Genomic DNA, 26,045 nt, shown 5'->3' with positions numbered 1-26,045 from the left:
ATCGGGTAGGACGCACTTCATCGGCGGCGGGACAGCAGCGATGCAGCCCCGGATTCGAATTTTTCGCGATCAGTTGCGCCGCAGGACGATCGCCTCGCCGGTTCGCGTCGCGCGCACCCCGTCCAGCACGCTCACGCCCTCGATGAAGGTCTCGACATCCCCGGCCGCGAACACGCCGTTCACCTTGAGGCCGGCGATGCGGGCGTCGGCAATCACCAGTTGCTGCCGGCTGTAACGGTTCATCCGTGCCACCGCCGTCGCCAGCGGCTCGTCGTCGAAGTTCAGCAGCCCGGCTTCCCAGGACGGCCCGACCGGCTCGCTTTGCGTCAGCACGGCGGGCGCCAGCGATTCCACCTGCGCCACCAGCTCCCCGCCCGGCTGCAGGATCTGGTCGGCGGCCACCGCGGCATGGCGCGCGCGCGCCATCTGGGGCACCGTCCGCCCGTCCCGCTCGGTCAGCATCGCGACATGGCCTTCCAGCAGCACCACATGCACCTTGTCGCCCAGCAGCNCCACGCTGAACGAGGTGCCCGTCGCCACCACGATCTTGTCGGCGGCGGCCACGCTGAACGGCCGCAGCGGGTCCTTCGCCACGTCGAACTTGGCGCGGCCCTTCACCAGCGTCAGCGCGCGCCGGCCGGCCTGGAGGGAAACCTTCACCTCGGTATCGCCGTCCAGCGTCAGCTTCGATCCGTCGGCCAGCATCGCCACCCGCCGTTCGCCGATGCCGGTGGCATAGGTGTTGGCGGCGTCGCGCAGCCACAGCAGGCCGGTGAACAGCATCGCCACCAGCACCGCCGCCAGCGCGGCCGCCCATGGCCGGTTCCAGGCGATGCCGCCCGTCCAGCGCCGGCTGTTGGCGCGGCGATAGCTTTCCAGCGCGGCGCTGCGGATGTGGATCAGCTCGGGCAGATTGGCGGCGGATTCGGCCGCCTGCCACAGCCGCACCGCCTCATCGAGCGCGCGGGCATTGTCCGGGTCCGCGACCCAGGCGTCGAACTGGCGCTGCTCCTCGCCGGCCAGATGGCCTTCGGCAAGCGCGATGCACCATTCCACCGCCTGCTCGTCGCGGCTGGGGGGCGTGGTATCGACGGGGCCGTTCATTGCGTTTCCCGCATGCGCGCCATCAGGAAGGCCATCGCCTTGGCCACCTGCTGCTTCACCGCGCTCTTGGAGATGCCGAACGCCTCGCCGATCATCTCCTGGCTCATATTCTCGATGCGATAGAGGGTGAACATCGTCCGTTGCCGCTCGGGCAGCTCGTTGAGCGCCGCGGCCAGGGCGGCAAGCTGATCGCGCCCGGCGGCGATGCGATAGGGATCGACCTGCTCGACACCCAGCCCGTCCATGCCGGCCAGCGTCTCGCGATAGCCGGCGCGCACCCTGGCGCGGCGCGCCTGATCGGTCAGCAGGTTGGCCGCGATCTGGAAGACATAGGCATCGGGCGCGCCTTCGCTCTCGCTGCTGTTCAGCATGCGCACGAAAACCTCCTGCGTCAGGTCCTCGGCCTCCGCATGGTTGCGCACCCGGCGCAGGAAGAACGCCATCAGCGCGGGACGCCAGCGACGGTTGATCTGCTGGACCTCGCGCACCGTATCCTTCCGTATCCCTTCTTCGCGCACCGCTCCCGCTGCCCTTTCATGGCGCCATGGCCACGAGGTAAGACGCGGCAGCGGCGCCGAGGGACAGCGGCATCGACATGGGTTCGCCCTATAGCGGGTTTTCCGGCCCTGTCGCGATGCCCGAAAGGGAAAGATCAGGCGGCGGAGGCGCGGTCCTCGCCGAACGTCACCACCTGGCCGCGCACGCGGCGGCGGAACGCCTCCGCTTCCTCGCGCGGGTTGTAGAACTGGCGATACCAGATGCGCACCTTGCCATAGGGGCCGTCCGCCGGGATCTGCATCGGGTTGAAGCTGGGCTCCTTGTTGGCCCAGATCTCCACATCCTGGCCCAGCGCATCGCGGCTCGCCTGCTGGTAGGCGCGGGCCAGCGCGATCCGGCCCGCCTCGTCCGTGCCGCCGTCCCGCGGCACCTTTACCATCAGCGCGTGCCACAGCCGCACCACGCCATCGGCCACCGGCGTATGCGCGATCAGCATGTGCGAGGGATAGGCGCCCTGCATCGCCGCCTGCAGGATGCCCGGCCCCTGATACCAGGTATCGAGCGACAGCACGCCCGATGCCCCGTCGGTCAGCGTCCGGTGGCCAGCATCGAAGCGCTGGACCAGCCGGTCGTCCTCGAACAGATTGTCGAAATAACGGCAGTCCACGCTGCCGTGGATCGGCGACATATGGCCGAAATCCGCCATGTTATCGACGATCTCGATCGGGTGGATCGGCAGCGTGCCGAAATCGTCGACCAGCCAGCGCACCCAGCCGTCGGCTTCCTGGTCCCATTGGGTGAAGGGCGGCAGCTCCTGATCGGGCGCGCCGCCTTCGGGATCGTGCCACATCCAGATGATGCCGGCCCGCTCGATCACGCGGTAGGTTTTCAGGCAGGCCGCCTTGGGAATGAAGTTGGGCGAATAGGGGATATCGTCGCACTGCCCATCCGGGCCGAAGCGCCAGCCGTGGAAGGGGCAGCGGATCGATTCGCCCTGCACCCGATCGCCATCGCGCACGACATAGGATGTGCTGTTGTGGCCGATATGCGCGCCCATGTGCGGGCAATAGGCATGGACGAGGTGCGGCTTCCCGCTCTCGCCGCGATAGAACACCATGTCCTTGCCGAAGAAATGGAGCGTGGTCGGCCCGGTATCCAGCGTCGCCGCGTCGGCGATCATGAACCAGCCGCGCGGATAGGTGAAGCTGCCCAGCTTATAGTCGGCGGTGCCCGCCATGGCTCTCTCCAGTCGATTCCGGCTTTCCCGAATGGGCCAAGGCTGGCCCCTCGGCCGCCGTGGAACAAGACCGCATGTCGCCCGCCAAATGTGCATTTATGCACATGACAGCCCTTCCCGCGCGTGCCAGACCGGCCCGATGCTGGACTGGGATAATCTGCGCATTTTCCTGACGGCGGTCCGCGCCGGCAACTATACCGCCGCCGCCCGCCGGCTGCGGATCGATCGCACCACCGTCGGCCGCCGGCTCGACCGGCTGGAACGCCAGCTTGGTGTGCCGCTGTTCGAGCAGGGCGAGGATGGCTACCACCCCACCGTCGCCGGCCGCCGCGTGCTCGAGATCGCCGATCGCATGGAGGAGCTGGCCGATGGCCTGGCGGAGGAGATTGGCGGCCGCGCCCGCGCGCCGGCCGGCCATGTCCGCGTCATCATCGCCGCCGATCTCGGGGCGGAACTGATGCCCGATCTCGCCGCCTTCGCCGCCGCCCATCCCGATATCCGGCTGTCGATCCAGTCCTCGGCCGATCCGTGCGAGGATGTGATCCAGCGCAAGAGCGACATCGGCCTCTGCCTCGTCGATCAGCAGCCCGATCATCTGCGCGGCCGCCGCGTCGGCACGCTGCGCCAGGCGCCCTATGCGACCGCCGCTTATACCGATCGGGAAAAGCCCGCCGATCCGGGCGCGGTGGCGCACTGGATATGCTGCGCCGGCCGCCCGCCTTTGCCGGCGATGCGCCGCTGGGACGGCGCCATTGCCGATCGCGCGGCGGTGGCCGCCTATGTCGATAGCTGGGCGGCGCTGCGCGGCGCGGTCGACCAGGGGCTGGGCGCGGCCTTTCTCTGGACCTTCGCCGCCGATCCCGCGCCGGGCCTCCGCCGCATCGCGCCGCCCGATCCGGCGATCGGCATCGACCTGTGGCTGCTGGTGCGCGACGACGTGCCGATGGAGCAGGCCACCCGCGCCTTCCTGCACGACATAGCCGATCGTCTCAGCCGGCGGATCGCTCCGGCGGATTGAGGCTCGCGCTGCCCTGCCGCGCGCCGCGCAGCCGGATGACGGCGGTGGCGCCCTGCCCCGGCCCGTCGCTCTCCAGCGTCAGGCTGCCCTGCATCGCGTTCACCGCATTGGCGCACCAATGGAGGCCGAGGCCGCCGCTCTTGTGGGCGCGGGTGGAAAAGCCGCGATGGAACAGCCGCTCGCCCCGCGCCGGATCGAAGCCTTCGCCATTGTCGGTTATGCCGAGCGCGATCCGGTCGCCCTCGGCCCCGGCGATCCGCTCGATCGTCACGGCGATCCGCCCCGGCCCGCCGCCCGCGCCGCGCGCCTCGATCGCCTCGATCGCATTGGCCAGCAGATTGCCGATCACCTGGCTCAGCAGCAGCGGGCTCGCCAGCACCGGGCACGCCGCATCCGGGCACTGGAAGGCGATCGGCCCGCCCGCGGCATAATGCACGATCGCGGCGTTGCGGCGGACCAGCGCCACGATGTCGCACGGCTCGATCTCCAGCCCGCCATGCGCCTCCGCCTGCTGGCCGCCGATGATCTCGATCAGGTGCGACAGGCTTTCGTCGGCCGCCGCCAGATCGGCGCGCTGGCGCTCGAACTGGGCGAGATAGCTGTCATGGGCCGAACCCAGGAAAGCGGCGAGCTTGCGCCGCCGCGCCGCCGGCACATCGGCGCGCGCCAACTCGTCGAGCGCGCGGCGCACATCCGCATCGGTCGCCACCGGCTCGGCCGCCAGCCCCTGCGCCACGATCACGCTGATCGGATTGAGGCCGTTGCGCACATTATGCATCACCCCGATCGCGCTTTCGCTGCGGCCCAGGCGGAAGGATTGCGCCTCCACCCGCTCGCGCAGGCGGCCCAGCTGGGCCAGCATCGCATCCAGGCTCCGCGCCAGCGATCCGATCTCGTCGCCGCGATCGCCGATCGCCAGCGGCAGCGGCGCGCCGGATGCCGACACCGCCTGCATGTGCCGCTCGATCCGGGCGAGCGGGGCGATCACCTCGCGCCCGATCAGCAGGCGCAGCACCATCAGCACCAGCGCCAGCACCGCCACCGTGCCGACGAACATCATCGCCAGCAGCCTGTGGCCCAGCAGGGTGAAATCGCGCGGCACGACGAAGGTGGCGTTGGCGACATGGATGCGGTTCGGCCCGTCAATGTCGACGGCGATGTCCAGCGTCCGGTCCCGCATGCGGACGCCGGTGGGCTCGTGCGCCCGCCCCAGCCCGAAGCGCGCTTCCAGCTGGAGGAGCCGGCCGAGCTGCGCGGACGTCATCTCGCGCGCGACGACGACATAGCCGGGGCTTTCCCCACTGCCGTCGCTCAGCGTGACGCGCGACAGGCCGATCGCCGCCACCCGGTCGCCCAGCCGGGCGTAGAAATGGGCCGATGGCTCGCGCCCGATCCGCGCGCGCACCGCCTGCGAGCGGGCAAGCGCCACGAAGTCGCCGCCGCGCTCATGGTCGTCCGCCTGCGCCTTGGGATCGATGTAGCGCGCGGCGGCCACCGTCCCGTCGCGATGGACCAGCGCCATGCCATTCATGTCCAGGTTGGAAAGCGCCAGCAGCGAAAGCACGCGCCGTTCGAAGGCGCGGTCGCCATGGCGCAGATAGCCGTAGCTTTCGTCCCACACGCCATAGTCGCGCGCGGCATATTCCATCTTGGCGGCATGTTCCTCCAGCGCGGCGCGGGTGCGCTCGATATGGCCGCGCACCGCATCGGCCTCCAGCCGGTCGAAGCTGGGGATGACGACGGCGTAGAGCAGCCCCCATATGCCGAGGAAGCCGGCGATCCCGGCCAGGGTCAGGACCGCCGTCAGCTTGAAGGCGAGCGTCCTGTCCTGCGGGATGATGCGGGAAAGAAGGCGCCGCGCCGCGGTGGCGGTCACGGCCGCCCGACGGCCCCGGCGCCGGGATGGCCGCCCTGCGCCGGCGCTTCCCCCGCCAGCGCCAGTGCGGCGGTGGCGTCGGCATCGGCGGGATGGCCGTAATAGAATCCCTGGAGGTGCGAGCAGCCGGCCAGCCGCAGCGCCTGGTTCTGCGTCTCGGTCTCCACGCCTTCGGCCACCACGCCCATGCCGAGCGAGCGGGCGAGATGCGTCACCGAATTGACGATCGCCGCCGCCTCCACCTCGCGGCCGAGGCCGTCGATGAAGCTCTTGTCGATCTTCAGGCAGTCGAGCGCATAGTTGCGGATGTTGAACAGGCTGGAATAGCCGGTGCCGAAATCGTCGAGCGCGACGCGGAAGCCCGCGTGCCGCAGCCGCCGCAAGGTCTCGGCGGCGCGCGCATCGTCGTCGAAGATCACCGTCTCGGTGATCTCGATCTGCACCCGATCGGGGGAAATGCTGGCAGCCGCCACCCGCGCGGCCAGCGCATCGACGAAATCCTGCCGGCGGAACTGGCGCGCGGAAACGTTGATCGAAACGAAATGGCCCGGCCAGCGCCGGCATTCGGCCAGCGCCTCCGCCGTCACCCATTCGCCCAGGTCGTGGATCAGGTTGCTTTCCTCGGCGATGGGGATGAACACCGATGGCGGAATCTCGCCATGTTCGGCGCTGTTCCAGCGCAGCAGCGCCTCGAAGCCGACGACCTCGGCAGCCTCGCGCGCGATGATCGGCTGATAGACCACTTCCAGCTCGCGCTTCGCGATCGCCTGCCGCAGCCCCGCCTCGATCGAATGGCGGAAGCGGGCGCTCTCGTCCATGCTCCGGTCGAACAGCCGCACCTGGCTGCGCCCGCCGCGCTTCGCCTCGTAGAGCGCAAGGTCGGCGAGCCGCATCGGATCGGCGGCTCCGGCATCCGCGCCCGGCTCGACCAGCACCAGTCCCAGCGATGCGCTCACCTGCACCATATGATCGAGGATCATGTAATTGGTCGAGCAGGCGCGGACGATGCGCTCGCCCCGCGCCAGCACCTCGACGGCATCGGCCGCGTCGAACAGCAAGGCGAACTCGTCGCCTCCCAGCCGCGCCACCATGCCGGGGCCGGGGCCGATCCCCGCCGTCAGCCGCTGGCACACCTCGCGGATCAGCTCGTCCCCGGCGGCATGGCCCAGCGTGTCGTTCACATTCTTGAAGCGGTCGAGATCGAGCATGCCGATCGCGAAGCCGCCGCGCAGCCCCGCCGCCTGCATCCGCTCGCCCAGCTCGCGCAGGAAGGCCAGGCGGTTGGGCGCGCCGGTCAGGGGATCGTGGCTGGCCATGTGCACCGCGCGCGCCTCGTTGGCGGCCAGGGTGATGGTCCGTTCCTCCAGCCGGCGCACTTCCGCGGCCAGCCGCTCACGGGTCCGGGCCAGGTCCCGGTCCACCTCCCATCGCCGGCAGAGCGCGCGCGCCGTCTGGCGAAGGCCCGTCACGTCGAACGGCTTGGTGACGTAGAACAGCTTTTCCACCGGCCCCGCCGCCCTGGCGATGTCGACCGGGCCGTGATCGGAATAGCCGGTGACGATGACGATGTTGATATCGGGATCGATCGCGCGGATGCGCGCCGCGGTCTCCTTGCCGTCGATGCCGGGCGGCATGCGCACGTCGATGAAGGCGACCGCATAGGGATCGCCGGCGCGAATCGCGGCTTCGGCCAGCGCCACCGCCGCCGTGCCGCAATCGGCATGATCGAGGCGGAAGGCATCCGCTTCCTCCGCCGGCCCATGCCCCGCCGGCCGGACGGCGGGGCCGTCGGCGAAAAGCTCGGAGGCGAGGGCCGCCAGCGCGTCGCGCGCGGATGCGCCCGGCGCGACGCCCAGCGTCCGCCGGTAGGCATCATGCATCGCCGGTTCGTCATCTACGATGAGGACGCGCACTTCCACCCCATATGTTCCCAAGTAACGGGTAGACGAAGAGGGATAATATTTCGTTTACACCCGGCTCCGCCCAAGAAATCGGACAGGTGCGGCATGATCCACCGCCCGCCACAGGGGTCGCGTGGCTGTGGCGGGCGGCGGATCGGCAGGACTGGCCTGCCGCCCCGTCACCGTTTCCGGCGACGGAAGAGGGAACATCAAGCAACCTTCACTGGCGCGGAGATTTGGGAGTCCGCGCGAACAACTCGGCCCAGCGGCTATCGGCGCCCTCCTCGGCCGTCTCGTCGGGCGGGCCATCCGCCCGCTCTCCGAAACGCCCGGCCAGAGGTGCCGGCCGATGCGGTTGCCCGGCGAACGGAGCCCGATCACGGAACAAGCTCAGCTTCACGGACACGGCAACGACTTCCCCGAACCAAATCGCAGGTCTTTTGCTAGGGCGGCACGGCCGCGCGCGTCGCGGGGGCGTCGACGGGCCTGCGCGATGAGGCGACGGGCCGGTCGCCTGTCGACAAAAACGTCATGCCCGTCGACCAAATTACATCTTCAAGGACTTGGCAGCACCGCGCATCCGTGCCCGCGCCGCCGCCTTCTTCCTCATGCGTTGGGTGATTCCCCATTGCGCGAAATGCCTCTATGCAGAGGCGCATGGCCCTCTTCAGCCTCGGCTCGAAACCCTTTTTCGACGATAAGAACCGCGCCTTCTGGATTCTCCAGTCGGCGGGATGGGCAGGCTATCTGCTCCTGCGCTCGCTGGGCGGGCTCGCCAACGGCATGGGCGTACTCTTCCTGGTGCCGAGCGCGCTCAACACCGCCACAGGCTATTCGCTCACCCTGCTGATGGCGTCGATCTTCCGCCGGCTGATCCACCAGAAGCCGATCATCACCTGGGGCGTATCGATCATCGTGGTGATGATCGCGTCGGCCGCCTTCTCGACGATCGAGGTATGGGCGCACGCCACCTTCTACCGACCGGGAGAGATGCCGTCGGGCGTCCAGTTCCTCGGCGCCATCCTGCTCGATTTCGCGCTGCTCGCCGCCTGGTCGGCGCTTTATTACGGCATCAATTTCTACCTGCTGCTCGAACAGCAATCGGATCAGCTGCAGAAGCTGGAAACCCAGGCGTCGGCCGCCCAGCTCGCGATGCTGCGTTACCAGCTCAACCCGCATTTCCTGTTCAACACGCTGAACTCCATATCCACGCTCGTGCTGCTGAAGCAGACCGATCGCGCCAATGCGATGCTGTCGCGGCTTTCCTCCTTCCTGCGCTATACGCTGGTGAACGAGCCCACCGGCCAGGTCACGCTGGCGCAGGAGGTGGAGACGCTGAAGCTCTATCTGGAGATCGAGAAGATGCGGTTCGAGGACCGGCTCCGCCCTAGCTTCGACATCGATCCGGCGGTGTCGCAGGCCCGGCTGCCCTCGCTTCTCCTTCAGCCGCTCGTCGAAAACGCGATAAAATATGCGGTCACGCCTTTGGAGGAGGGCGCGGAAATCGCCGTATCCGCGCGGCTTGCCGGGGATCGGGTGCAGATCACCGTGTCCGATACGGGACCCGGCTTGCACGACGCGGTGAACCGCCCCACATATTCGACCGGTGTCGGCCTGGCGAATATCCGCGACAGGCTGGCACAGGCTTATGGCGCCGACCACCGTTTCGAGATCCAGGGGGAACGGGGGGCCGGGTTCGGCGTCATGATCGAAATACCGTTCAGGACGGAAGAGCCCAAGGAACCCGCATGACCATCCGCACCATCCTTGTCGACGACGAGCCGCTAGCCATCCAGGGCCTGCAGCTCCGCCTGGAAGCGCATGAGGATGTCGAAATCATCGAAACCTGCACCAACGGCAGGGAAGCCATCCGCGCCATCAAGACGCACAAGCCCGACCTCGTCTTCCTCGATATCCAGATGCCCGGCTTCGACGGCTTCTCGGTGGTCCAGGGGTTGATGGAGGTCGAACCGCCGCTGTTCGTGTTCGTCACCGCTTATTCGGATCACGCGCTGCGCGCCTTCGAGGCCGATGCCGTGGACTATCTGATGAAGCCGGTCGAGAATGAACGGCTGGCCGACACGCTCGATCGCGTCCGCCAGCGGCTGGCCGAAAAGCGCAGCATCGAGGAAGCCGGCCGCCTCAAGGAGGCGCTGGCCGAACATGCGCCCGAAGCCGCCGAGGCGATGCCCGACGCAACCGACGCGCCGGCCTCCAGCCGCTTCGAAAAGCTGATCAACATCAAGGATCGCGGCCAGATCTTCCGCGTCGACGTCGACACGATCGAGCGGATCGATGCCGCCGGCGACTATATGTGCATCTATACCGGCGACAACACGCTGATCCTGCGCGAAACGATGAAGGATCTGGAAAAGCGGCTCGATCCGCGCCGCTTCCAGCGCGTCCACCGTTCCACCATCGTCAACCTCGATCTGGTTAAGCAGGTGAAGCCACACACCAACGGCGAATGCTTCCTGGTGCTGGATTCGGGCGCGCAGGTGAAGGTCAGCCGTTCCTATCGCGACGTGGTGGCGCGCTTCGTCCACTGAGGCGCGTCCGGGAAGCGGCGCCCGCGCCTTGAACGCAATCGCCGGGATGCCGTCCCGGCGGTCGCAGGATAGGGTCGGGTCTACGCAAACATAAGGGACCGCCCGTGCCGACCGCCGCCGACAAAGCCCGCATCTTCGCCGATCTCCACGTGCCGGGGCGCCCGCTCCAGCTCTTCAACATCTGGGATGCGGGCAGCGCGCGGGCGGTGGCCGATGCCGGCGCCCCGGCGCTGGCGACGGGAAGCTGGTCGGTCGCGGCCGCCCACGGTCTCGATGACGGCGAGGCGCTGCCGCTCGCCCTCGTCCTCGCCAATCTCGAACGGATCGTCGCCGCGGTCGATCTGCCGGTGACGCTGGATTTCGAGGGCGGCTACGGCGCCACGGCCGACGAAGTCGGCCGGTCCGCCGCCAGCGCGGCCGGAATCGGCGCGATCGGCTTCAATATCGAGGACCAGCAGATCGGCGGGCACGGCCTCCGCCCGATCGGCGACCAGCAGGCCCGCATCGCCGCGATGCGGGCGGCGGCGCCCCACGCCTTCGTCAACGCCCGCACCGACATCTTCCTGAAGGCGCCCGCCGCCGCGCATGACGATGCCGCGATCGACGACGCGCTCGTCCGCGCGCAGGCCTATGCCGATGCCGGCGCCAGCGGCTTCTTCGCCCCCGGCCTGGCCGATGAACGGCTGATCGCCCGGTTGTGCGAACGATCGCCATTGCCCGTCAACATCATGGTGTTCCCGGCCGTGCCGCCCGCCGCCCGCCTCGCCGAACTCGGCGTCGCCCGCATCAGCCACGGCCCCGGCCCCTACCGGCTGGCGATGGCCGCCGTCACCGAGGCCGCCCGCGCGCTCTATCCCTGAAGGCGGGGCTGCTCAGGCCTTTCCGGGCACGAAGGCCAGCGCCAGTCCGTTCATGCAGTAACGCTTGCCCGTCGGCCTCGGCCCGTCGTCGAACACATGGCCCAGATGCCCGCCGCAGCGCCGGCAATGCACCTCGGTGCGGGCATAGCCCAGGCTGCGATCGCCGCGCGTGCCGACCGCATCGGGCAGAGGCCGCCAGAAGCTCGGCCAGCCGGTGCCGCTGTCATATTTGGTGCGCGAGGAGAAAAGCGGCAGCGCGCAGCCCCGGCAGGTGAAGGTGCCGGGGCGATGCTCCTTCAGCAGCGGGCTCGATCCCGGCGGCTCGGTCGCCTCGCGGCGCAGCACGGCATAGGCGTCCGGCCCCAGCCTGCGCCGCCATTCGGCATCGGAAAGCCGGTAGGGGAAGGTCTCCTCCGCCCTGGCATCGCCCGCCAGCAGCCGCCCTGCGCCGATCGCCACCGCCGCCAGCGCTAAGCCGCCGGCCCCCAGCATCTGCCGCCTGTCCATCGCCATGCCGGCCTCCTGCCTTGCGGGACCGATATGGGGAGCGCACCTCCGCTTGTCAGGCCCGGCCGGAAGATGCGCGGAACATCACATTCTGGCCCGGCGCCGGCCCGCTCAGCTGGTCCGCCACCGCCGGAACCAGCGGCGGCGCGGCCCGCCCGATTTCAGCACGCTCACCCGGAACCGCCGCGCCGCGAAGCGGATGATCAGGCCGATCCACAACGCCTGCCAGCCGATCGCCAGCAGGTGCGGCCAGATCTCCGGCGCCTGGGCGGCCCGCGCGATCATCGCGAAGGGGGAACTCCACGGAAAGACCGTCGCCGCCTTCGCCAGCCCGCTCTCGGGCGCCGCCACCACGCTGGAGGCGAGCGCCACCACCCCCAATTGCCCCATCGTCACCGGCATGGAGAGCGTCTGCACCTCGCGCACGCTCGATACCTGCGCGCCGATGCCGAGGAACAGCGCCCCCAGCAGCAGATAGCAGGCGACGAAATAGACGGTGCCGAGCGCCACGAACGCGCCCCAGCCCACCGCCGGCACCGGCAGCGTCACCGCCGGGAACAGGCCGCGCAGCGCCAGCAGGGCCATCGCCCCCCACACCGCGATCCCGGTCAGCGACATGGCGAGCATCGCCGCCAGCTTGCCCAGGAAGATCGCGTCCACCGGCACGGCGGCGGCCAGCACCTCGATCACCTTGTTCGATTTTTCCTCGATCAGGTTGGACAGCAGCATCCCCGCCAGGATCATGGTGAGGAACATCAGCACCAGTTGCCCCGCCCGCGCCGTGGCGGCATGGCCCGCCGCATCGGGGCCGGCCGCGCGCTCCACCACCGTCTCGCGGAAGGCCACCGGCCCCGGCGCGGCCGCGCCGGCATCCGCCATCGCACGGGCAGCGCGCGCCTCGTCATAGATCAGCGCCAGCCGCCCGCGCACGTCGGCCACGCCCGCCCGCGGGCCGATCAGCCGGGGCGCATCGATCCCGCCGCGCGCCACCGCCACCACGCCGTCGCTCCGGTCCGCCAGCAACCGCCGGGTCTGGGCCTCTGCCCCGCCTTCGGGCGCCGCGATATGGAGCATCGGCAGCATCGCATCGCCGAGCCGTTCGGCCAGCCGCCCGCGCGCGGCATGGAGCAGCTCCGCCTCCGCCGGGCCGGCGATCACCGCCACCGCCGGCCGTTTCTGGTCCGCGCCGCCGCCGGCACCCGCGATGCTGAACAGCAGCCCGGCCAGGATCGGCAGCAGCGGCCCGATAAGGAACAGCAGGAAGGCGCGCGAAAACACGCTCGCCACATAATCGCGGCGGGCGATCACCCAGGCGGCGCGAATCACGTCGATCATGCCGCGTCCTCCAGCGCATGCCCGTCCATCGCCTTGGCCGCCGCCTCGCCGGCGATCGCGACGAAGGCGTCGTGCAACCCCGGCCGCTCGATCGACAGCGTCTCGATCCCCGCGCCGCCGTCGATCAGCGCCTTCAAAAGCGGCTCGACCCCGCTGTCGGGCAGCGCGAACCGCCAGAGGTGGCCCTCACGCACCGCGCCGGCCGGCAGCGCCGCGCGCCACGGCCCGTCCGCCGCCCGCGTCGCCAGCCGCACCTCGGGCTTCAGCCGCGCGCGCGCCTCCTCCACCCCGCCTTCGAAACGCACCCGCCCGCCGGCGATGATCGCCACGCGCTGGCACAATCGTTCGGCATGGGCGATCACATGGGTGGAAAAGAGGATGGTCACGCCGTTCGCCGCCTGCGCACGGATCACCGCTTCCAGCCGTTCCTGATTCAGGGCATCCAGCCCGGAAAAGGGCTCGTCCAGCACGATCAGCCGGGGCCGGTGGACCAGCGTACCCAATAGCTGCACCGTCTGCGCCATGCCCTTGGAAAGGGTGCGGATCGGCTTGCGACGCGCCGCGCCCAGGCCATGCGCCTCCAGCATTTGATCGGCCCGCGCGCGGCCTTCCTTCAGCGGCAGCCCGCGCAGCGCACCCATGAAGGCGATCGCCTCGCGCGCCTGCATGCCGGGATAGAGGCCGCGTTCCTCGGGCAGATAGCCCACCTGCCGCGCCACCTTCAGCGGCCGCGCCTCGCCCAGCAGGGTGCGGTGCCCGGCATCGGGATCGATGATGCCCAGCAGCATCCGCAAGGTGGTGGTCTTGCCCGCGCCATTGGGGCCGAGCACGCCGAATATCGATCCCGCCGGCACCGCGAGATCGATGCCGTCGACGGCCCGGAACCCGCCGAAATCCTTTACCAGCCCGTGCGTCTCGATCGCATGCCCGTTCACGTCCGCATCCCGTCCTGCCGCCGCCCGGCGCCATGCCCACCTCCCCGTTTCCGCCCGTTCGGGCTAAGGAAGGGGCGCATCCACCCAGATCGACGAGGTTTCCCGCCCTTCGTGCCCCATTCATCCCACCATATCGACAACAAGGCGTTGACGGCGGAGCTGAAAATCGAGGCACGCCGCCTCGGCTTCGTCGCCTGCGGGGTGGCGCCGGCCGATGCCACGCCCGATTCGGCCATGCGCCTGCGCGAATGGCTGGAAAGCGGCGCGCATGGCGACATGCTGTGGATGGAGGAACGCGCCGGCCAGCGCGGCACGCCCCGCGCGCTCTGGCCGGATGTGAAATCGGTGGTGATGCTGGGGATGAGCTACGCGCCCGCCGAAGATCCGCTGCGGCTGGCGGACGCGCCCGGCATCGCCCGCATTTCGGCCTATGCGCAGGGGCAGGATTATCACGATATCGTCAAGAAGGCGCTGAAGGCGCTGGCCCGCTGGCTGGTCGATCGAGCGGGCGGCGATCTCAAGGTGTTCGTCGATACCGCGCCGGTGATGGAAAAGCCGCTGGCCGAAGCCGCCGGCCTCGGCTGGCAGGGCAAGCACACCAACCTCGTCAGCCGCGATCATGGCAGCTGGCTGTTCCTGGGCGCGATCATGACGACGCTCGATCTGGCGGCGGACGGCCCCGGCCGGGGCGGCTGCGGATCGTGCGACGCCTGCCAGCGGGCCTGCCCCACCGCCGCCTTTCCCGCGCCCTACCGGCTCGATGCCCGGCGCTGCATCTCCTACCTCACCATCGAGAACAAAGGCCCGATCCCGCACGAATTTCGCGCGGCGATGGGCAACCGCATCTATGGCTGCGACGATTGCCTGGCCGTCTGCCCGTGGAACAAGTTCGCCGCCACCGCCGCCGCCAACCGCGCCTTCGCCGCGCGGGCGGAGCTGGCCGCGCCCGAGATCGCCGATCTCCTCGCGCTCGACGATCCCGCCTTCCGCGCGGTCTTCGCCGGATCGCCGATCAAGCGCATCGGCCGGGACCGCATGGTCCGCAACGCGCTCATCGCCGCCGGCAACGATCGCGGCCGCCACCTGCTGCCGGCCGTCCTCCGCCTGCTGGACGATCCCGCCCCCGTGGTGCGCGGCGCCGCGATCTGGGCGCTCGAACGCATCGATCCCGCCGGCTTCGCGGCCGCGCGCGCAACCCGCCTGCCGGCCGAGGCCGATGCCTCCGTCCGCGCCGAATGGCTGGGCGTGGCGATGGAAGCATAACAGCCCATAGGCGCGCCGCCTTCGTTACGGCCGAGCTGGTCCTTCCAGAAATGCGGCGATGGCGTCGACGGTCGCGCGCGGCTGCTCCTCCATCAGCCAGTGGCCGGAATCGGGGATGGCCAGCTCCGTCACGTCGTCCGCCGCCGATCGCATGATGGCCGCCATCGTGCCGCCGAGGGACTGGCTGCCGCCGATCGCCAGCACCGGCATCTTCAGCGGCCCGCGAGCGACGAAGGCGCGATTGTCGATCACGTCCTGATCGAACGCCGCGAATTGCGAAAAGCCCGCATGCATGCGCCCCGGCGCGGCATAAAGCGCCGCATAATGCACCCGCGCATCCTCGGGAAAGGCGGTCCGGCTCGCCGCGAACTCGTTCCAGAACCGGTCGAGATAGATGCGCTCGCGCCCCGCGACGAGGCGCTCCATGTCGGGCCCGCCGAACCGGAAATGCCAGAGCAGCGGGTTCTTCAGTATCTCGTCCCACGGGCCGACGCCGGGCACGGGGGCGTCCATCATCACGAGGCGCGTGGTGCGTTCGGGATAGGATTCAGCGAACGCGAAGGCCACCATGTTGCCGATGTCGTGGCCGACGACATCGGCCCGCGCCGCGTGGAGATGGTCGAGGATACCGGCCATGTCCGCTGCCTGATTCTTCTTGGTGAAGCCGCCCGTGGCGACGGCCGAGAGGCCCAGGCCGCGCAGGTCGGGCACGATCACCAGATGATCGCGCATCAGCCGGCTGGCGAGCGGCACCCACATGTCGCCGGTGTCGCCATACCCATGGATCAGCAGCACCGCCGGCCCCGATCCGCCGAAACGGACATGCAGCGTGGTGCCGTTCGTGGCGATTTCCTCGGATCGGAATCCCTTCGGGAAACCGAATTCCAGCGCGGCTGCCGGCGGCGGTGCCAGCAAGGGGAGGAACAGGGCAAGGATGGCGATCATCATGCGCTTCATGATCTTCTCCCGTCTCCGAATATCCCCCATCGCCGGCAAGGCTCTATCGGGGCCTGCCCGGGATTGGCGGAGCTCGCCCGGCACCGACCACCCACCCCGCCGGGTCGGCATGAAAGACAGCCATTAGGTGTCAGCTTCCGGTAGGTGTGAGCTTCCGGCTGTCCGCGCAACCGGCGCCGCGCCGTCGGGGCCGGATCAGCGCGCCTCCACCCGGCGGCTGAGCGCCGCGATGCAGGATGCCCGGTCGAAATCCTCGCCCGCCGGCGTCCGTGCGTCGAGGTAGCGCACCACCGGCTCCTGCCCGGCCGCGGGCGGATAGAGATAGGCGTCCAGCACGCAGACCGGCCCCGTATATTGCAGCTTGCGCGCCTGCGCCTCGCGCACGTCGAGGTCGGGCACGCCGAACAGCATGTGGAGCGCGCGGGCGTCCTTGCCCAGCACCCGATCGAGCCCCATCGCCGGCGGCGGGGCGTTCACGATCGGGGCCGGTCGCTCGCCGCCGGCGGTGGTGCAGGCGCCGGCCAGCGCCAGCAGGGGCAGGATCAGGACCGAATATCTGCGCTTCAACCGCGGCTCCCATGAAAACGATGCGTCGCCAGCGCCGCGCCGATCACGGGGGCGAGGAGGTTGACGACAGGGATCATGAACAGGCCGGCGGCGACAAGCCCGGTCAGCGCGCGGCCGCCACGGGTGGGCGCGAGGCGGGCCTTGCGCGCGGCCGCGTCCAGATGGCGCACCGCCACCATCTCGTCGAGGTCGCGGCCCAGCGCAATGGCGTTCACCACCAGGAACAGGGCGACCGGGCCGATCGCCGTCAACAGCAGCAGCAGATAGAAAGGCAGCGCCAGCAGATTATATCCGATCATCCGCCCCGCAGATCCCAGGCCCAGCCGCAGCGCCTCGCCCCAGCCGGGCGGCCGCGCGCGCGCCGCCTCGGCCGGATAATGGCGTTCCTCCACGGCGGCGACCACCTCGTCGGAAAACAGGCCGATCACCCCCACCGCGATCGCCGGGAACAGCAGCCACAGGCCCAGGATCACCAGCAGCGCGGCGGCGATCCCGCCCTCGGCCGATCCGATGGCGCAGCTATATCCCTTCACGATCGCGCAAGGGTCGCGCCCGGTCAGCGCCCAGCCAAGCACGAGGCCGGTGACGGCGAAGATCGCCAGCGTCAGCGTGACGGATTTCACCAGCACCCGGCGGATGCGGGGATCGCCCAACTGGCCGATCGAAAGCATGAGCGCGCGGACCATGGCCCTATCTATCCGCCCCGTCCCCGGTTGCGCCATCCCCGTCGTCCGTCTAGGCGCGGCTTTTCCACCTCAGGGAGACCCGCGTGACCGAACCCCGCCTCGATATCGTCGCGATCGGCAATGCCATCGTCGATGTCATTGCCCAGGCCGATGATGCCTTCATCGCGAACGAAGGCGTCGCCAAGGGATCGATGCGGCTGATCGACACCGAAACCGCGACCGGCCTCTACGGCCGCATGGGCCAGGCGATCGAGGCGAGCGGCGGTTCGGCCGCCAACACGGTGGCGGGCGCGGCCGCACTCGGCCGGCGCTGCGGCTTCATCGGCCAGGTGGCCCAGGATCAGCTCGGCGAGGTGTTCGTCCATGATATCCGCGCGCTCGGCGTGGAATTCGCCACCCCCGCCCGCGAAGGCGAGCCGCCGACGGCGCGCTGCCTGATCCTCGTCACCCCCGACGGCCAGCGCACGATGAACACCTATCTCGGCGCGTCGCAGTTCCTGCCGGCCGAGGCGCTGGATCGCGACATGATCGCGTCCGCCGCGATCCTGTATCTCGAAGGCTATCTGTGGGATCCGGCGGAGCCGCGCGCGGCGATGCAGACGGCGATCCGCATCGCGCGGGATGCCGGCCGCAAGGTGGCCTTCACGCTTTCCGACGCCTTCTGCATCGAGCGCCATCGCGACGACTTCAAGGCGCTGATCGCCGACGGCGCGATCGACATCCTCTTCGCCAACGAAACGGAGATCCTGTCGCTCAACCAGACTGAAGACTTCGAGGCCGCCGTCGCCGCCACCGCCGGCCAGGTCGAAACCCTGGTCGTCACCCGTTCGGAAAAGGGCGCCATCGCCGTGCGCGGCGGCGAACGCTTCGCGGTTCCCGCCCAGCCGATCGATGCCGTGGTCGATACCACCGGCGCGGGCGATCTGTTCGCCGCCGGCTTCCTCGCCGGCCAGGCCGAAGGCCGTTCGGTGGTGGACAGCCTCACCATGGGCGCGATCGCGGCGGCCGAGGTGATTTCGCATTTCGGCCCCCGCCCGGTGGCCGACATCAAGGCGCTGGTCGCCCGGAAACTGGGCTGATCGCGATCCCGGGCGGGGCGACCCGCCCGGTTTCCCTTCAATTGCCGCTGGATTGCCGGACGGTGAAGCGCCCGGTCACGCGGCCGCCCTGGCCGCCGGCGACGCCCTGGCCATCGATCGTCGAACGGCCGCTGTTGAGGTCGATCACCAGCCGGTTGCCGTTCACCGTGTTCTGGCCCTGGTTCAGCGTCACATTGCCCAGCATGGTGATCAGCCGGCGGTCGAGATCATAGATCGCCACCGATCCGCGCGCCGTTTCCGATGGGCTGCGCACCGTCACGCCGCCGGACGCATCCAGCCGCTTGATCTGGGTGCCGCTGGCGCCGCCGGCATAGGCCACGGTCAGCCGCGCCGAATTCATCGTCAGGTCGGTCTGGCGGACATTGACGTTGCCGGAGAAGATGGCGCGATCGGCGCGGTCCTGCACCTCGATGCGGTCCGCCTCCACGTCCACCGGCGCGTTGCTGTCATGCCCCTTGAGCGCCGAAACCGAATTCTGGCTCATCGCGGGGCCGGCGGCGAGGCCGATCAGGATCGTGGCGAGGATGGCTGGTCGGCGGGTCATGCTGCTCATCTGCCGCCGCGCTGCACGATATGCAAGCGGGCACGGCCATCGAGCACGACGGTGCGGGCGGCAAGGTCCGCGGTCATCCGGTTGGCGCTGAAATTGCCGAGCCGCATCTGCCCGTCCACCGCGCCCCCGCTTTCCACCTGCCGGGTCTTCAGGTCGACCTCCACGTCGCGCGTGTCGAGGCGATACTGGTCCGGTCCGTCGAAGCGCACGGGGCCGTCGATATAGACCTTCTCGCTGTCCATGTCGTAGCGGCCGGTCTTGGCGCCGATGGTGGCGGGGCCGTCGGCCAGCTGGATCTCGGCGGAAAGATTGGCGAGCTTCACCACCGGATCGCGTGAGCTTTTCTGCACTGCCGATCCCGCGCGGATGGCGAAGGGCTGGCCCTTCGAATCCTCGCCGCGATAGATGGCGTCGGCGACCCGCAGCCTTTCCCTGGCCACCTCCACCCGATCCTTGGCGAGGACGAAGGAGATGTCGCGCCCCATCGTCAGCGGCGCCACGGCGAGGATGGCGACGAGCGCGCCGATCGCGCAGGGCAGCAGGATCCTGAGCACGCCGATCACGCGGTCATGGCCCGCGCCCGGCGCGGCCCAGGACTGGCGATCGCCGCGCGCAAGATCGGCGGCTTTAGACATGCGCGAAGATGTCGATCTCAGGCCAGCCGGCAAGGTCCAGCGCCGCGCGGTGCGGCAGGAAATCGAAGCAGGCCTGCGCCAGCGCGGTCCGCCCCTCGCGCGCCAGCCGCTCGTCCAGCTTCTCGCGAAGCTGGTGGAGGAAGCGCACGTCGGACGCCGCATAGTCGCGCTGCGCGTCGGTCAGCTCGGGCGCCCCCCAGTCGGACGACTGCTGCTGCTTGGAGACTTCCTGGCCGAGGNTCTCGCGCACCAGCTCCTTCAGGCCATGCCGGTCGGTATAGGTGCGAATCAGGCGCGATGCGGTCTTGGTGCAATAAACGGGCTCGGCCATCACCCCGAGCCAATATTTGATCGCCGCCAGATCGAACCGGGCGAAATGATAGAGCTTGAGCCGCGCGGGATCGGCCAGCACCGCCTTCAGATTGGGCGCGTCATAGGCGCTGCCGGGGCCGAAGCGGACGAGATGCTCGTCGCCATGGCCGTCGGATATCTGGACGACGCACAGCCGGTCGCGCTGGGTCACGAGCCCCATCGTCTCGGTATCGATGGCGACGGGGCCGGGGGCGAGCACGCCTGCCGGCAGGTCCTCTTCGTGGAAATGAACGGTCATCCCATCCGCATAAGCGCGCAAGGCCCCGCGCTCAACAACCGAATCGGCCGCTCACGCCCCCTGCCGCCGTTCGGCGCGCCTCGCCTGGGCGCGCCGCTGCCAGATGTTGAGCGCCTCGACGCCCGCCGAAAAGGCCATCGCCGCGTAGATATAGCCCTTGGGCACATGCACGCCGAAGCCGTCGGCGATCAGCACCGCGCCGATCATCAGCAGGAATCCCAGCGCCAGCATCACCACCGTGGGGTTGCGCTCGATGAACTCGGCCAGCGGATCGGCCGCCAGCAGCATCACGGCGACGGCGGTGATCACGGCGATCACCATCACCGGCAGATGATCGGTCATGCCCACCGCGGTCAGGATCGAATCGATCGAGAACACCATGTCGAGCAGCAGGATCTGGATGATCGCGGTGCCGAATCCCAGCGCCACATGCGCCTTCTTGTCCAGCAGATCCCCGGACGGCGATGGGTCCACCGAATGGTGGATCTCGGTGGTGGCCTTCCATACCAGGAACAGCCCGCCGACGATCAGGATGATGTCCCGCCAGGAAAATCGCGTCTCGAAGGAGGGCACGCCATGCGCATCCGGCACGCCCTGCCAGCCCAGGTCGAACACCGGCGCGGTCAACCCCACGATCCAGGCGATCATCGACAGCAGCGCCAGCCGCATCACCAGCGCCAGGCCGATTCCCAGACGCCGCGCGCGGCGCTGCTGATGCTGCGGCAACTTGTTCGAAAGGATGGAAATGAAGATGAGGTTGTCGATGCCGAGCACGACTTCCATCACCACCAGCGTCACCAGCGCCGCCCACACGGCGGGATCGGCGAAGATCGCAAGCATATCTGTCATGGAGATCACCTTGCCGCTTGGTTTTGTCCCTCACAAGCGCGGCTGTGCGACAAACTGTAAAGCGTGGATTCGGCTGCGATCCTACACCGGTTGCCCCATCCTTGCGGGCGATGAGTCGAAAGCTCTCGCGCCAGGGCTCTTTTTCCGCTATTGATAGTGGCTGGCGCGCTGGTTTCGGCGCCGGAAGTCTCGTGGCCGCGCCCGGCTTTGAGGACTTGAAAATTCGTGGGGCGACGGGAAAGACTTGGGCAAAGCATGAGTTTCGATAGAGGACGGCGCGGGCAGCGCGGCGGCAGGGACAAGCGCGACAGTTTCGGCGACGAAAGCTATGGCGGCTTCGGTGGCGGTGACCGCTTCGGCGGCGGCGGCGATCGCTTCGGCGGTGGCGGCTTCGGCGGCGGCGGTTATGGCGGCGGCGGCGATCGCTTCGGCGGCGGCGGCGGCGGCGGCGGTTTCCGTGGCGGCGGTGGCGGCTTCGGCGGCGGCGGTGGTGGCGGCTTCGGCGGCGGTGGCCGCGGCATGCCCGCCCAGGTGATCGGCGAAGGCACTGGCGTTGTTAAATTCTTCAACGGACAGAAGGGCTTCGGCTTCATCGTCCGCGACGATGGCGGCGAAGACGTGTTCGTCCACATCTCGGCGGTCGAACAGGCCGGCCTCACCGGTCTTGCCGAAGGGCAGCCGCTGGGCTTCACCCTCGTCGATCGCGGCGGCCGTATCTCGGCCACCGATCTCAAGATCGACGGCGAACCGCTTCCGGTCGAGGATCGCGCGCCGCGCGATGCCGGCGCCCGTGGCGGCCCGCAGCGCCAGCTGACCGGCGAACGCGCCAGCGGCACGGTGAAGTTCTTCAACGCGATGAAGGGCTTCGGCTTCATCCAGCGCGATGACGGCCAGCCGGACGCCTTCGTCCACATCTCGGCCGTCGAACGGGCCGGCATGACCAACCTCAACGAGGGTGATCGGCTGGAGTTCGAACTCGAGGTCGATCGTCGCGGCAAATATGCCGCGGTGAACCTGAATCCGATCCAGTAAGCTCCGGCTGGCGGGCTTCGGCCCGCTGGATCGCATGAAAGGCCCGGCCCGCCCCAAGGCGGCGCCGGGCTTTTTGCTGGCGGCGTGCCGCAACCGCAGGCCCCCGCCGCCTACGATCGCTCACAATCGCCCGGCCCCTCCGCCCATCCATCGCGAATCGGGCCCCGCCCGCCCATGCCGCGCCGCTGCCGCCGCTTGCGCGCGCGGCGCGAAACGATAGAAGCCTTTTCATGGATCGCATCATCATTCGCGGCGGCCAGCGCCTCGCCGGCCGCTTGCCGATTTCGGGCGCCAAGAACGCCGCCCTCACCCTCATGCCCTGCTCGCTGCTGACCGACGACAAGCTGACGCTCGGCAACCTGCCGCGCCTCGCCGATGTCGACAGCTTCGGCCATCTTCTCAACGAGCTGGGCGTGACAACGAAGGTCTCGCGCGGGCCGGACGGCGAATATGGCCGGGTGATGACGATGGATGCGCAGCGTATCGCCGCCACCGTCGCGCCCTACGATATCGTCCGCAAGATGCGCGCTTCGATCCTGGTGCTGGGGCCGCTGCTGGCCCGCGCCGGCGAGGCGACGGTGTCGCTGCCCGGCGGCTGCGCGATCGGCAACCGGCCGATCGATCTGCACCTGAAGGCGCTGGAAGCGCTGGGCGCGGAGATCGAGCTGGCCGCCGGCTATGTCCGCGCCATCGCGCCGGACGGCGGACTCAAGGGCGGGCGGATCGTCTTCCCGGTCGTATCGGTCGGCGCGACGGAAAATGCGGTGATGGCCGCCGTCCTCGCCAGCGGCGAGACGATCATCGACAATGCCGCGCGCGAGCCCGAGATCACCGATCTCTGCAACTGCCTGGTCGCCATGGGCGCGGAGATCGACGGCATCGGCACCGAACGGCTCGTCATCCAGGGCAAGCCCCGGCTGCACGGCGCCGAATATCGCGTCATGCCCGATCGCATCGAGGCCGGCAGCTATGCCTGCGCGGCCGCGATCACCGGGGGCGAGCTCGATCTCGTCGGCGCGAAGGCGGACGACATGCAGGCGGTGATCGACGATCTGCGCCAGGCCGGCGTCCATGTCGCCGTGCGCGACGGCGGCATCACCGTCGCCGCCGACGGCCGGCTGCGTGCGCTGACCTTGTCCACCGCGCCCTTCCCCGCCTTCCCCACCGACATGCAGGCCCAGTTCATGGCGATGCTGGCGCTGGCGGACGGAGCCAGCGTGCTTACCGAAACCATCTTCGAGAACCGCTACATGCACGTGCCGGAACTCACCCGCATGGGCGCGGATATCCAGGTGCGCGGCCGCACCGCCGTGGTGCGCGGGGTCGAGAAGCTGCGCGGCGCCGAGGTGATGGCCACCGATCTGCGCGCCTCGATGAGCCTGGTGCTCGCCGGCCTCGCCGCCGAGGGCGAGACCCAGGTCCACCGCGTCTATCATCTCGATCGCGGCTATGAACGGCTGGAGGAGAAGCTCTCCCAGGTCGGTGCCGATATCGAGCGCGCGGGCGGGGACTGATCCCGCGCGCGCGGCGATTCGCCGGCCGCCGCCCTTGGCTGGTTGAGGATCAGAAACGAGCGGCCGGGCGGATTTTACGGTATCGCCGACAGGGGCCGCGATCATGGCATCCACCCAAGTGGCGGATAGTAACCGTGAAATTCGTCCCGTCATCGTCCAATTAAATTTGTCCTCCGCGCAAACTGTTAAATATTCGCACCTAAGATAGGACTTGGCGGTCCTTGAACATGGTGCCCGATGGCGAAGCGGACGAACGATTTCCTCCGTCAGTTCCTCCTGCCGATCACGGCGGTGGTGGTGCTGTTCGCCGCGACTGTGGCGGTCCTGCTGGTGTGGGCGACGCGCGAGGCGGATGCGCTTTCCGAGCGCCGCCAGGCCATGATGGTCGATACCATCCTCAAGGATAATGCCGCCCGCGTCGCCCACGATCAGGAAGCGATCACGCTGTGGGACGAAGCGCTGCGCGGCGTGCGCGCCGACCCGCCCGATCTCGACTGGATCGACGGCAATATCGGCCGCTGGCTGCACACCTATTACGGCCATGACGACATCTTCATCCTCGATGCCGCCAACCGGCCGATCTATGCGCTGCGCGGCGGGCGTCGCGCGGCCCCCACCGCCTTCGGCGCGATCGGCGGCGAAGCCCTGCCGCTGGTCGCCGCGCTGCGCGCCAGCCTGCGCGCGCCGGACCGGGGGGACGCCGTCGACCCCGCGACCAGCGGCTACAGCCCCGGCGCCAGCGACATCACCGTCATCGACGGCCATCCGGCGGTGGTCAGCGTCAAGCCGATCGTCGGGGATCAGGACCGGGCGGCCCAGGCGCCGGGTTCCGAGCCGCTGCTCGTCAGCGTCCAGCATCTCGACGGGCCGTTCCTTGAAGCGATGGCCAGGCAATATCTGCTGGACGGCGCCCGTTTCTCCTGGGCTCTCCAGCCCGTCCCCGGCCAATCCCATGCCGTGATCCGGTCCCGCCGGGGCGAAACGGTGGGCTATCTGGTCTGGAACAGCTTCGCGCCGGGCAGCCGCGTGATGGGCAAGGTGGCGCCGGTGCTGATCGTGGCCCTGCTGGCGATCACGCTGATCGTGGCCCTGCTGCTGCTCCACATCCGCCGCACGCTCGCGGCCCTCAGGGCCAGCGAGGCGCACGCCCAGCATCTCGCGCTCCACGACAACCNCACGGGGCTCGCCAACCGCACCCTGTTCCGCAGCCGCATGGATCTGGCGCTCGTCGCCGTCCGGCGCGGCGGCACGCCGCTTGCCATGCTGTGCCTCGATCTCGATCGCTTCAAGCCGGTCAACGACACGCTGGGCCACCCCGCCGGCGATCAGCTGCTCTGCCAGGTCAGCGCGCGGCTGAAGGCGGTGACGCGCGATACCGACACGGTCTCGCGCCTCGGCGGGGACGAATTCGCCATCATCCAGGCGCATGCCCCCACCATCGAAAGCGTCGAGCGGCTGTGCCAGCGCATCGCCACCGCCCTCAACGAGCCGTTCGACGTCGACGGCACCATGGTTTGCGTCGGCGTCAGCATCGGCGTGGCGATCGCGCCGCTCCACAGCACCGATCGCGTCGACCTCGGCCGCAAGGCGGATATCGCCCTCTACGAGGCCAAGGCGCGCGGCCGGGGCCGCGTCGTCCTGTTCGAGGAAGCGATGGACGCCTCCGTCCAGCGCCGCCAGGCAATCGAGAAGGACCTGCGCGAGGCGATCGCCGCCGGCAACCAGTTCGAGCTTTACTACCAGCCCGTCCACGATGCCCGCACCCGGGCGGTGATCGGCGCAGAGGCGCTGGTCCGCTGGCGCCATCCCCTGCTCGGGCTGATGGCGCCGGCCACCTTCGTGCCGATCGCCGAGGAATGCGGCCTGATCGAGCCGATCGGCGAATGGGTGCTGCGCGAGGCGCTGGCCGCCGCGCGCGACTGGCCGCTGGAAAGCATCGCCATCAATCTTTCGGCGGTGCAGCTCCGCAATCCGGCGCTCGTCGATATCGTCCAGGGGGCGATCACGGCGAGCGGCATCGAGCCCCGCCGCGTCGAGCTGGAGATCACCGAGACCAGCTTCGTCGAGGATGAGGATATCTGCCGCGCCAATGTCGCGGCGCTGCGCGCGCAGGGCGTGCGGATCGCGCTCGACGATTTCGGCACCGGCTATTCCTCCTTCACCCATCTGCGCACCTTCGCGGTGGATCGCATCAAGGTGGACCGTTCCTTCGTCGCCGGCATCAACCGGCGGGAAGGCGGCAGCGCCATCATCCGCGCCATCGTCGGCCTCGCCAATGCGCGCGGCATCGCCGTCACCGCCGAGGGCGTCGAAACCGACGGCCAGGCCGAATGGCTGGCGGCGATCGGCTGCGGTACCCTGCAGGGCTATCTGATGTCGAAGCCGATGCCCGCCCGCGCGATCGGCAGCTGGTTCGACGCCGGCATCGCCGCCTGAGGGGATTTCCCGGCCCCGGCGAT

24 protein-coding genes are annotated in these 26,045 nt (G+C 69.3%); 9 read left to right on the top strand and 15 right to left on the bottom strand.

The features are described 5' to 3' along the window. Positions 1 to 69: 69 nt before the first annotated feature. The 3 genes from BHE75_RS01785 to BHE75_RS01775 all read right to left on the bottom strand — a co-directional run bounded on the left by BHE75_RS01785 (position 70) and on the right by BHE75_RS01775 (position 2,839). Positions 70 to 1,104: a FecR family protein gene (locus BHE75_RS01785; protein WP_070931984.1), complete on the bottom strand. Its 1,035-nt coding sequence runs from the start codon at positions 1,102 to 1,104 to the stop codon at positions 70 to 72. Continuing rightward, positions 1,101 to 1,592, bottom strand: a complete 492-nt coding sequence (locus tag BHE75_RS01780; RefSeq protein ID WP_041865363.1) for an RNA polymerase sigma factor — start codon at positions 1,590 to 1,592, stop codon at positions 1,101 to 1,103. Before BHE75_RS01780 ends, BHE75_RS01785 begins: the two co-directional genes overlap by 4 nt. Positions 1,593 to 1,756: 164 nt before the next feature. Further along, entirely contained in the window at positions 1,757 to 2,839 is a 1,083-nt protein-coding gene (locus BHE75_RS01775; protein ID WP_070931980.1) for a Rieske 2Fe-2S domain-containing protein, read from the bottom strand. Between the two features lie 139 nt (positions 2,840 to 2,978). Here BHE75_RS01775 and BHE75_RS01770 point away from each other — a divergent pair, with 139 nt between their 5' ends. Then, positions 2,979 to 3,857: a LysR family transcriptional regulator gene (locus BHE75_RS01770; RefSeq protein WP_254684336.1), complete on the top strand. Its 879-nt coding sequence runs from the start codon at positions 2,979 to 2,981 to the stop codon at positions 3,855 to 3,857. Here BHE75_RS01770 and BHE75_RS01765 read toward each other — a convergent pair. Together BHE75_RS01765 and BHE75_RS01760 are read right to left on the bottom strand one after the other, a co-directional pair. Beyond that, on the bottom strand, positions 3,829 to 5,733 hold the full coding sequence (locus BHE75_RS01765) for an ATP-binding protein (RefSeq protein WP_070931976.1): 1,905 nt from the start codon (positions 5,731 to 5,733) through the stop codon (positions 3,829 to 3,831). The genes BHE75_RS01770 and BHE75_RS01765 overlap by 29 nt on opposite strands. Further along, positions 5,730 to 7,613 (bottom strand): putative bifunctional diguanylate cyclase/phosphodiesterase, encoded by a 1,884-nt coding sequence (locus BHE75_RS01760; protein ID WP_070935370.1) that lies wholly within the window; start codon positions 7,611 to 7,613, stop codon positions 5,730 to 5,732. The genes BHE75_RS01765 and BHE75_RS01760 overlap by 4 nt, the downstream gene beginning before the upstream one ends. A gap of 678 nt (positions 7,614 to 8,291) precedes the next feature. On the opposite strand from BHE75_RS01760, the gene BHE75_RS01755 reads away from it, so the two are divergent. The 3 genes from BHE75_RS01755 to BHE75_RS01745 all read left to right on the top strand — a co-directional run bounded on the left by BHE75_RS01755 (position 8,292) and on the right by BHE75_RS01745 (position 11,043). After that, positions 8,292 to 9,386, top strand: coding sequence for a sensor histidine kinase (locus BHE75_RS01755; RefSeq protein ID WP_015459022.1), 1,095 nt, complete (start codon positions 8,292 to 8,294; stop codon positions 9,384 to 9,386). Then, positions 9,383 to 10,183 (top strand): LytR/AlgR family response regulator transcription factor, encoded by an 801-nt coding sequence (locus BHE75_RS01750; protein WP_015459021.1) that lies wholly within the window; start codon positions 9,383 to 9,385, stop codon positions 10,181 to 10,183. The genes BHE75_RS01755 and BHE75_RS01750 overlap by 4 nt, the downstream gene beginning before the upstream one ends. Before the next feature lie 104 nt (positions 10,184 to 10,287). Continuing rightward, positions 10,288 to 11,043, top strand: a complete 756-nt coding sequence (locus tag BHE75_RS01745) for an isocitrate lyase/PEP mutase family protein (protein WP_070931974.1) — start codon at positions 10,288 to 10,290, stop codon at positions 11,041 to 11,043. Between the two features lie 12 nt (positions 11,044 to 11,055). On the opposite strand, the gene msrB is transcribed toward BHE75_RS01745, so the two are convergent. The 3 genes from msrB to BHE75_RS01730 form a co-directional block, all read right to left on the bottom strand. Next, positions 11,056 to 11,556: a peptide-methionine (R)-S-oxide reductase MsrB gene (gene msrB / locus BHE75_RS01740; RefSeq protein ID WP_070931972.1), complete on the bottom strand. Its 501-nt coding sequence runs from the start codon at positions 11,554 to 11,556 to the stop codon at positions 11,056 to 11,058. A gap of 105 nt (positions 11,557 to 11,661) precedes the next feature. Beyond that, a complete protein-coding gene (locus BHE75_RS01735) occupies positions 11,662 to 12,885 on the bottom strand; it encodes an ABC transporter permease (protein ID WP_070931970.1) in 1,224 nt (407 codons plus the stop codon). Next, positions 12,882 to 13,820 (bottom strand): ABC transporter ATP-binding protein, encoded by a 939-nt coding sequence (locus BHE75_RS01730; RefSeq protein WP_070931968.1) that lies wholly within the window; start codon positions 13,818 to 13,820, stop codon positions 12,882 to 12,884. The genes BHE75_RS01735 and BHE75_RS01730 overlap by 4 nt, the downstream gene beginning before the upstream one ends. A gap of 111 nt (positions 13,821 to 13,931) precedes the next feature. Here BHE75_RS01730 and queG point away from each other — a divergent pair, with 111 nt between their 5' ends. Continuing rightward, positions 13,932 to 15,083: a tRNA epoxyqueuosine(34) reductase QueG gene (gene queG / locus BHE75_RS01725; protein ID WP_254684335.1), complete on the top strand. Its 1,152-nt coding sequence runs from the start codon at positions 13,932 to 13,934 to the stop codon at positions 15,081 to 15,083. 24 nt (positions 15,084 to 15,107) lie between these two features. Here the strand turns inward: queG and BHE75_RS01720 are convergent, their stop codons facing one another. From BHE75_RS01720 to BHE75_RS01710, 3 genes are all read right to left on the bottom strand, one after another. Then, the gene (locus tag BHE75_RS01720) at positions 15,108 to 16,040 is read right to left on the bottom strand and encodes an alpha/beta fold hydrolase (protein ID WP_139181604.1); all 933 of its coding nucleotides are present in this window, start codon (positions 16,038 to 16,040) and stop codon (positions 15,108 to 15,110) included. Between the two features lie 195 nt (positions 16,041 to 16,235). Beyond that, positions 16,236 to 16,607, bottom strand: a complete 372-nt coding sequence (locus BHE75_RS01715) for a hypothetical protein (protein WP_139181603.1) — start codon at positions 16,605 to 16,607, stop codon at positions 16,236 to 16,238. Next, positions 16,604 to 17,293: an EI24 domain-containing protein gene (locus tag BHE75_RS01710; RefSeq protein ID WP_070931966.1), complete on the bottom strand. Its 690-nt coding sequence runs from the start codon at positions 17,291 to 17,293 to the stop codon at positions 16,604 to 16,606. Before BHE75_RS01710 ends, BHE75_RS01715 begins: the two co-directional genes overlap by 4 nt. 83 nt (positions 17,294 to 17,376) lie before the next feature. On the opposite strand from BHE75_RS01710, the gene BHE75_RS01705 reads away from it, so the two are divergent. Continuing rightward, complete coding sequence (locus BHE75_RS01705) at positions 17,377 to 18,372, top strand: adenosine kinase (protein ID WP_070931964.1); 996 nt, start codon at positions 17,377 to 17,379, stop codon at positions 18,370 to 18,372. 37 nt (positions 18,373 to 18,409) lie between these two features. On the opposite strand, the gene BHE75_RS01700 is transcribed toward BHE75_RS01705, so the two are convergent. The 4 genes from BHE75_RS01700 to BHE75_RS01685 form a co-directional block, all read right to left on the bottom strand. Further along, a complete protein-coding gene (locus tag BHE75_RS01700; protein WP_015459012.1) occupies positions 18,410 to 18,937 on the bottom strand; it encodes an LptA/OstA family protein in 528 nt (175 codons plus the stop codon). Between the two features lie 5 nt (positions 18,938 to 18,942). Beyond that, a complete protein-coding gene (gene lptC, locus BHE75_RS01695) occupies positions 18,943 to 19,581 on the bottom strand; it encodes an LPS export ABC transporter periplasmic protein LptC (protein WP_015459011.1) in 639 nt (212 codons plus the stop codon). Further along, complete coding sequence (locus BHE75_RS01690) at positions 19,574 to 20,191, bottom strand: ribonuclease D (protein ID WP_070935361.1); 618 nt, start codon at positions 20,189 to 20,191, stop codon at positions 19,574 to 19,576. The genes lptC and BHE75_RS01690 overlap by 8 nt, the downstream gene beginning before the upstream one ends. Before the next feature lie 51 nt (positions 20,192 to 20,242). Further along, the gene (locus BHE75_RS01685) at positions 20,243 to 21,040 is read right to left on the bottom strand and encodes a TerC family protein (RefSeq protein ID WP_070931963.1); all 798 of its coding nucleotides are present in this window, start codon (positions 21,038 to 21,040) and stop codon (positions 20,243 to 20,245) included. A gap of 255 nt (positions 21,041 to 21,295) precedes the next feature. On the opposite strand from BHE75_RS01685, the gene BHE75_RS25155 reads away from it, so the two are divergent. The 3 genes from BHE75_RS25155 to BHE75_RS01670 all read left to right on the top strand — a co-directional run bounded on the left by BHE75_RS25155 (position 21,296) and on the right by BHE75_RS01670 (position 26,022). After that, on the top strand, positions 21,296 to 22,072 hold the full coding sequence (locus BHE75_RS25155) for a cold-shock protein (protein WP_070931961.1): 777 nt from the start codon (positions 21,296 to 21,298) through the stop codon (positions 22,070 to 22,072). 230 nt (positions 22,073 to 22,302) lie between these two features. Continuing rightward, positions 22,303 to 23,586 carry a UDP-N-acetylglucosamine 1-carboxyvinyltransferase gene (gene murA, locus BHE75_RS01675; protein WP_015459007.1) on the top strand — a complete coding sequence of 428 codons (1,284 nt, stop codon included), beginning with the start codon at positions 22,303 to 22,305 and terminating at the stop codon, positions 23,584 to 23,586. A 237-nt stretch (positions 23,587 to 23,823) separates the two neighbouring features. After that, positions 23,824 to 26,022, top strand: coding sequence for a putative bifunctional diguanylate cyclase/phosphodiesterase (locus BHE75_RS01670; RefSeq protein ID WP_070931959.1), 2,199 nt, complete (start codon positions 23,824 to 23,826; stop codon positions 26,020 to 26,022). Positions 26,023 to 26,045: the final 23 nt, after the last annotated feature.

Origin of the sequence: Edaphosphingomonas haloaromaticamans (assembly GCF_001853345.1) — a bacterium.
In the GTDB taxonomy this organism is placed as follows: Bacteria; Pseudomonadota; Alphaproteobacteria; order Sphingomonadales; family Sphingomonadaceae; genus Sphingomonas_E; species Sphingomonas_E fennica.
Note: the sequence above shows the minus strand (reverse complement) of the source record. Positions and strands in the feature narration are given on the sequence as shown.

Coding starts and splice junctions, on each gene's coding strand:
- BHE75_RS01685 (WP_070931963.1), bottom strand. CDS start 21,040: ATGACAGATATGCTTGCGATCTTCGCCGATCCCGCCGTGTGGGCGGCG.
- BHE75_RS01710 (WP_070931966.1), bottom strand. CDS start 17,293: ATGGTCCGCGCGCTCATGCTTTCGATCGGCCAGTTGGGCGATCCCCGC.
- BHE75_RS01755 (WP_015459022.1), top strand. CDS start 8,292: ATGGCCCTCTTCAGCCTCGGCTCGAAACCCTTTTTCGACGATAAGAAC.
- BHE75_RS01735 (WP_070931970.1), bottom strand. CDS start 12,885: ATGATCGACGTGATTCGCGCCGCCTGGGTGATCGCCCGCCGCGATTAT.
- BHE75_RS01770 (WP_254684336.1), top strand. CDS start 2,979: ATGCTGGACTGGGATAATCTGCGCATTTTCCTGACGGCGGTCCGCGCC.
- lptC (WP_015459011.1), bottom strand. CDS start 19,581: ATGTCTAAAGCCGCCGATCTTGCGCGCGGCGATCGCCAGTCCTGGGCC.
- BHE75_RS01720 (WP_139181604.1), bottom strand. CDS start 16,040: ATGAAGCGCATGATGATCGCCATCCTTGCCCTGTTCCTCCCCTTGCTG.
- BHE75_RS01775 (WP_070931980.1), bottom strand. CDS start 2,839: ATGGCGGGCACCGCCGACTATAAGCTGGGCAGCTTCACCTATCCGCGC.
- BHE75_RS25155 (WP_070931961.1), top strand. CDS start 21,296: ATGAGTTTCGATAGAGGACGGCGCGGGCAGCGCGGCGGCAGGGACAAG.
- murA (WP_015459007.1), top strand. CDS start 22,303: ATGGATCGCATCATCATTCGCGGCGGCCAGCGCCTCGCCGGCCGCTTG.
- BHE75_RS01750 (WP_015459021.1), top strand. CDS start 9,383: ATGACCATCCGCACCATCCTTGTCGACGACGAGCCGCTAGCCATCCAG.
- BHE75_RS01760 (WP_070935370.1), bottom strand. CDS start 7,613: ATGCATGATGCCTACCGGCGGACGCTGGGCGTCGCGCCGGGCGCATCC.
- BHE75_RS01700 (WP_015459012.1), bottom strand. CDS start 18,937: ATGACCCGCCGACCAGCCATCCTCGCCACGATCCTGATCGGCCTCGCC.
- msrB (WP_070931972.1), bottom strand. CDS start 11,556: ATGGCGATGGACAGGCGGCAGATGCTGGGGGCCGGCGGCTTAGCGCTG.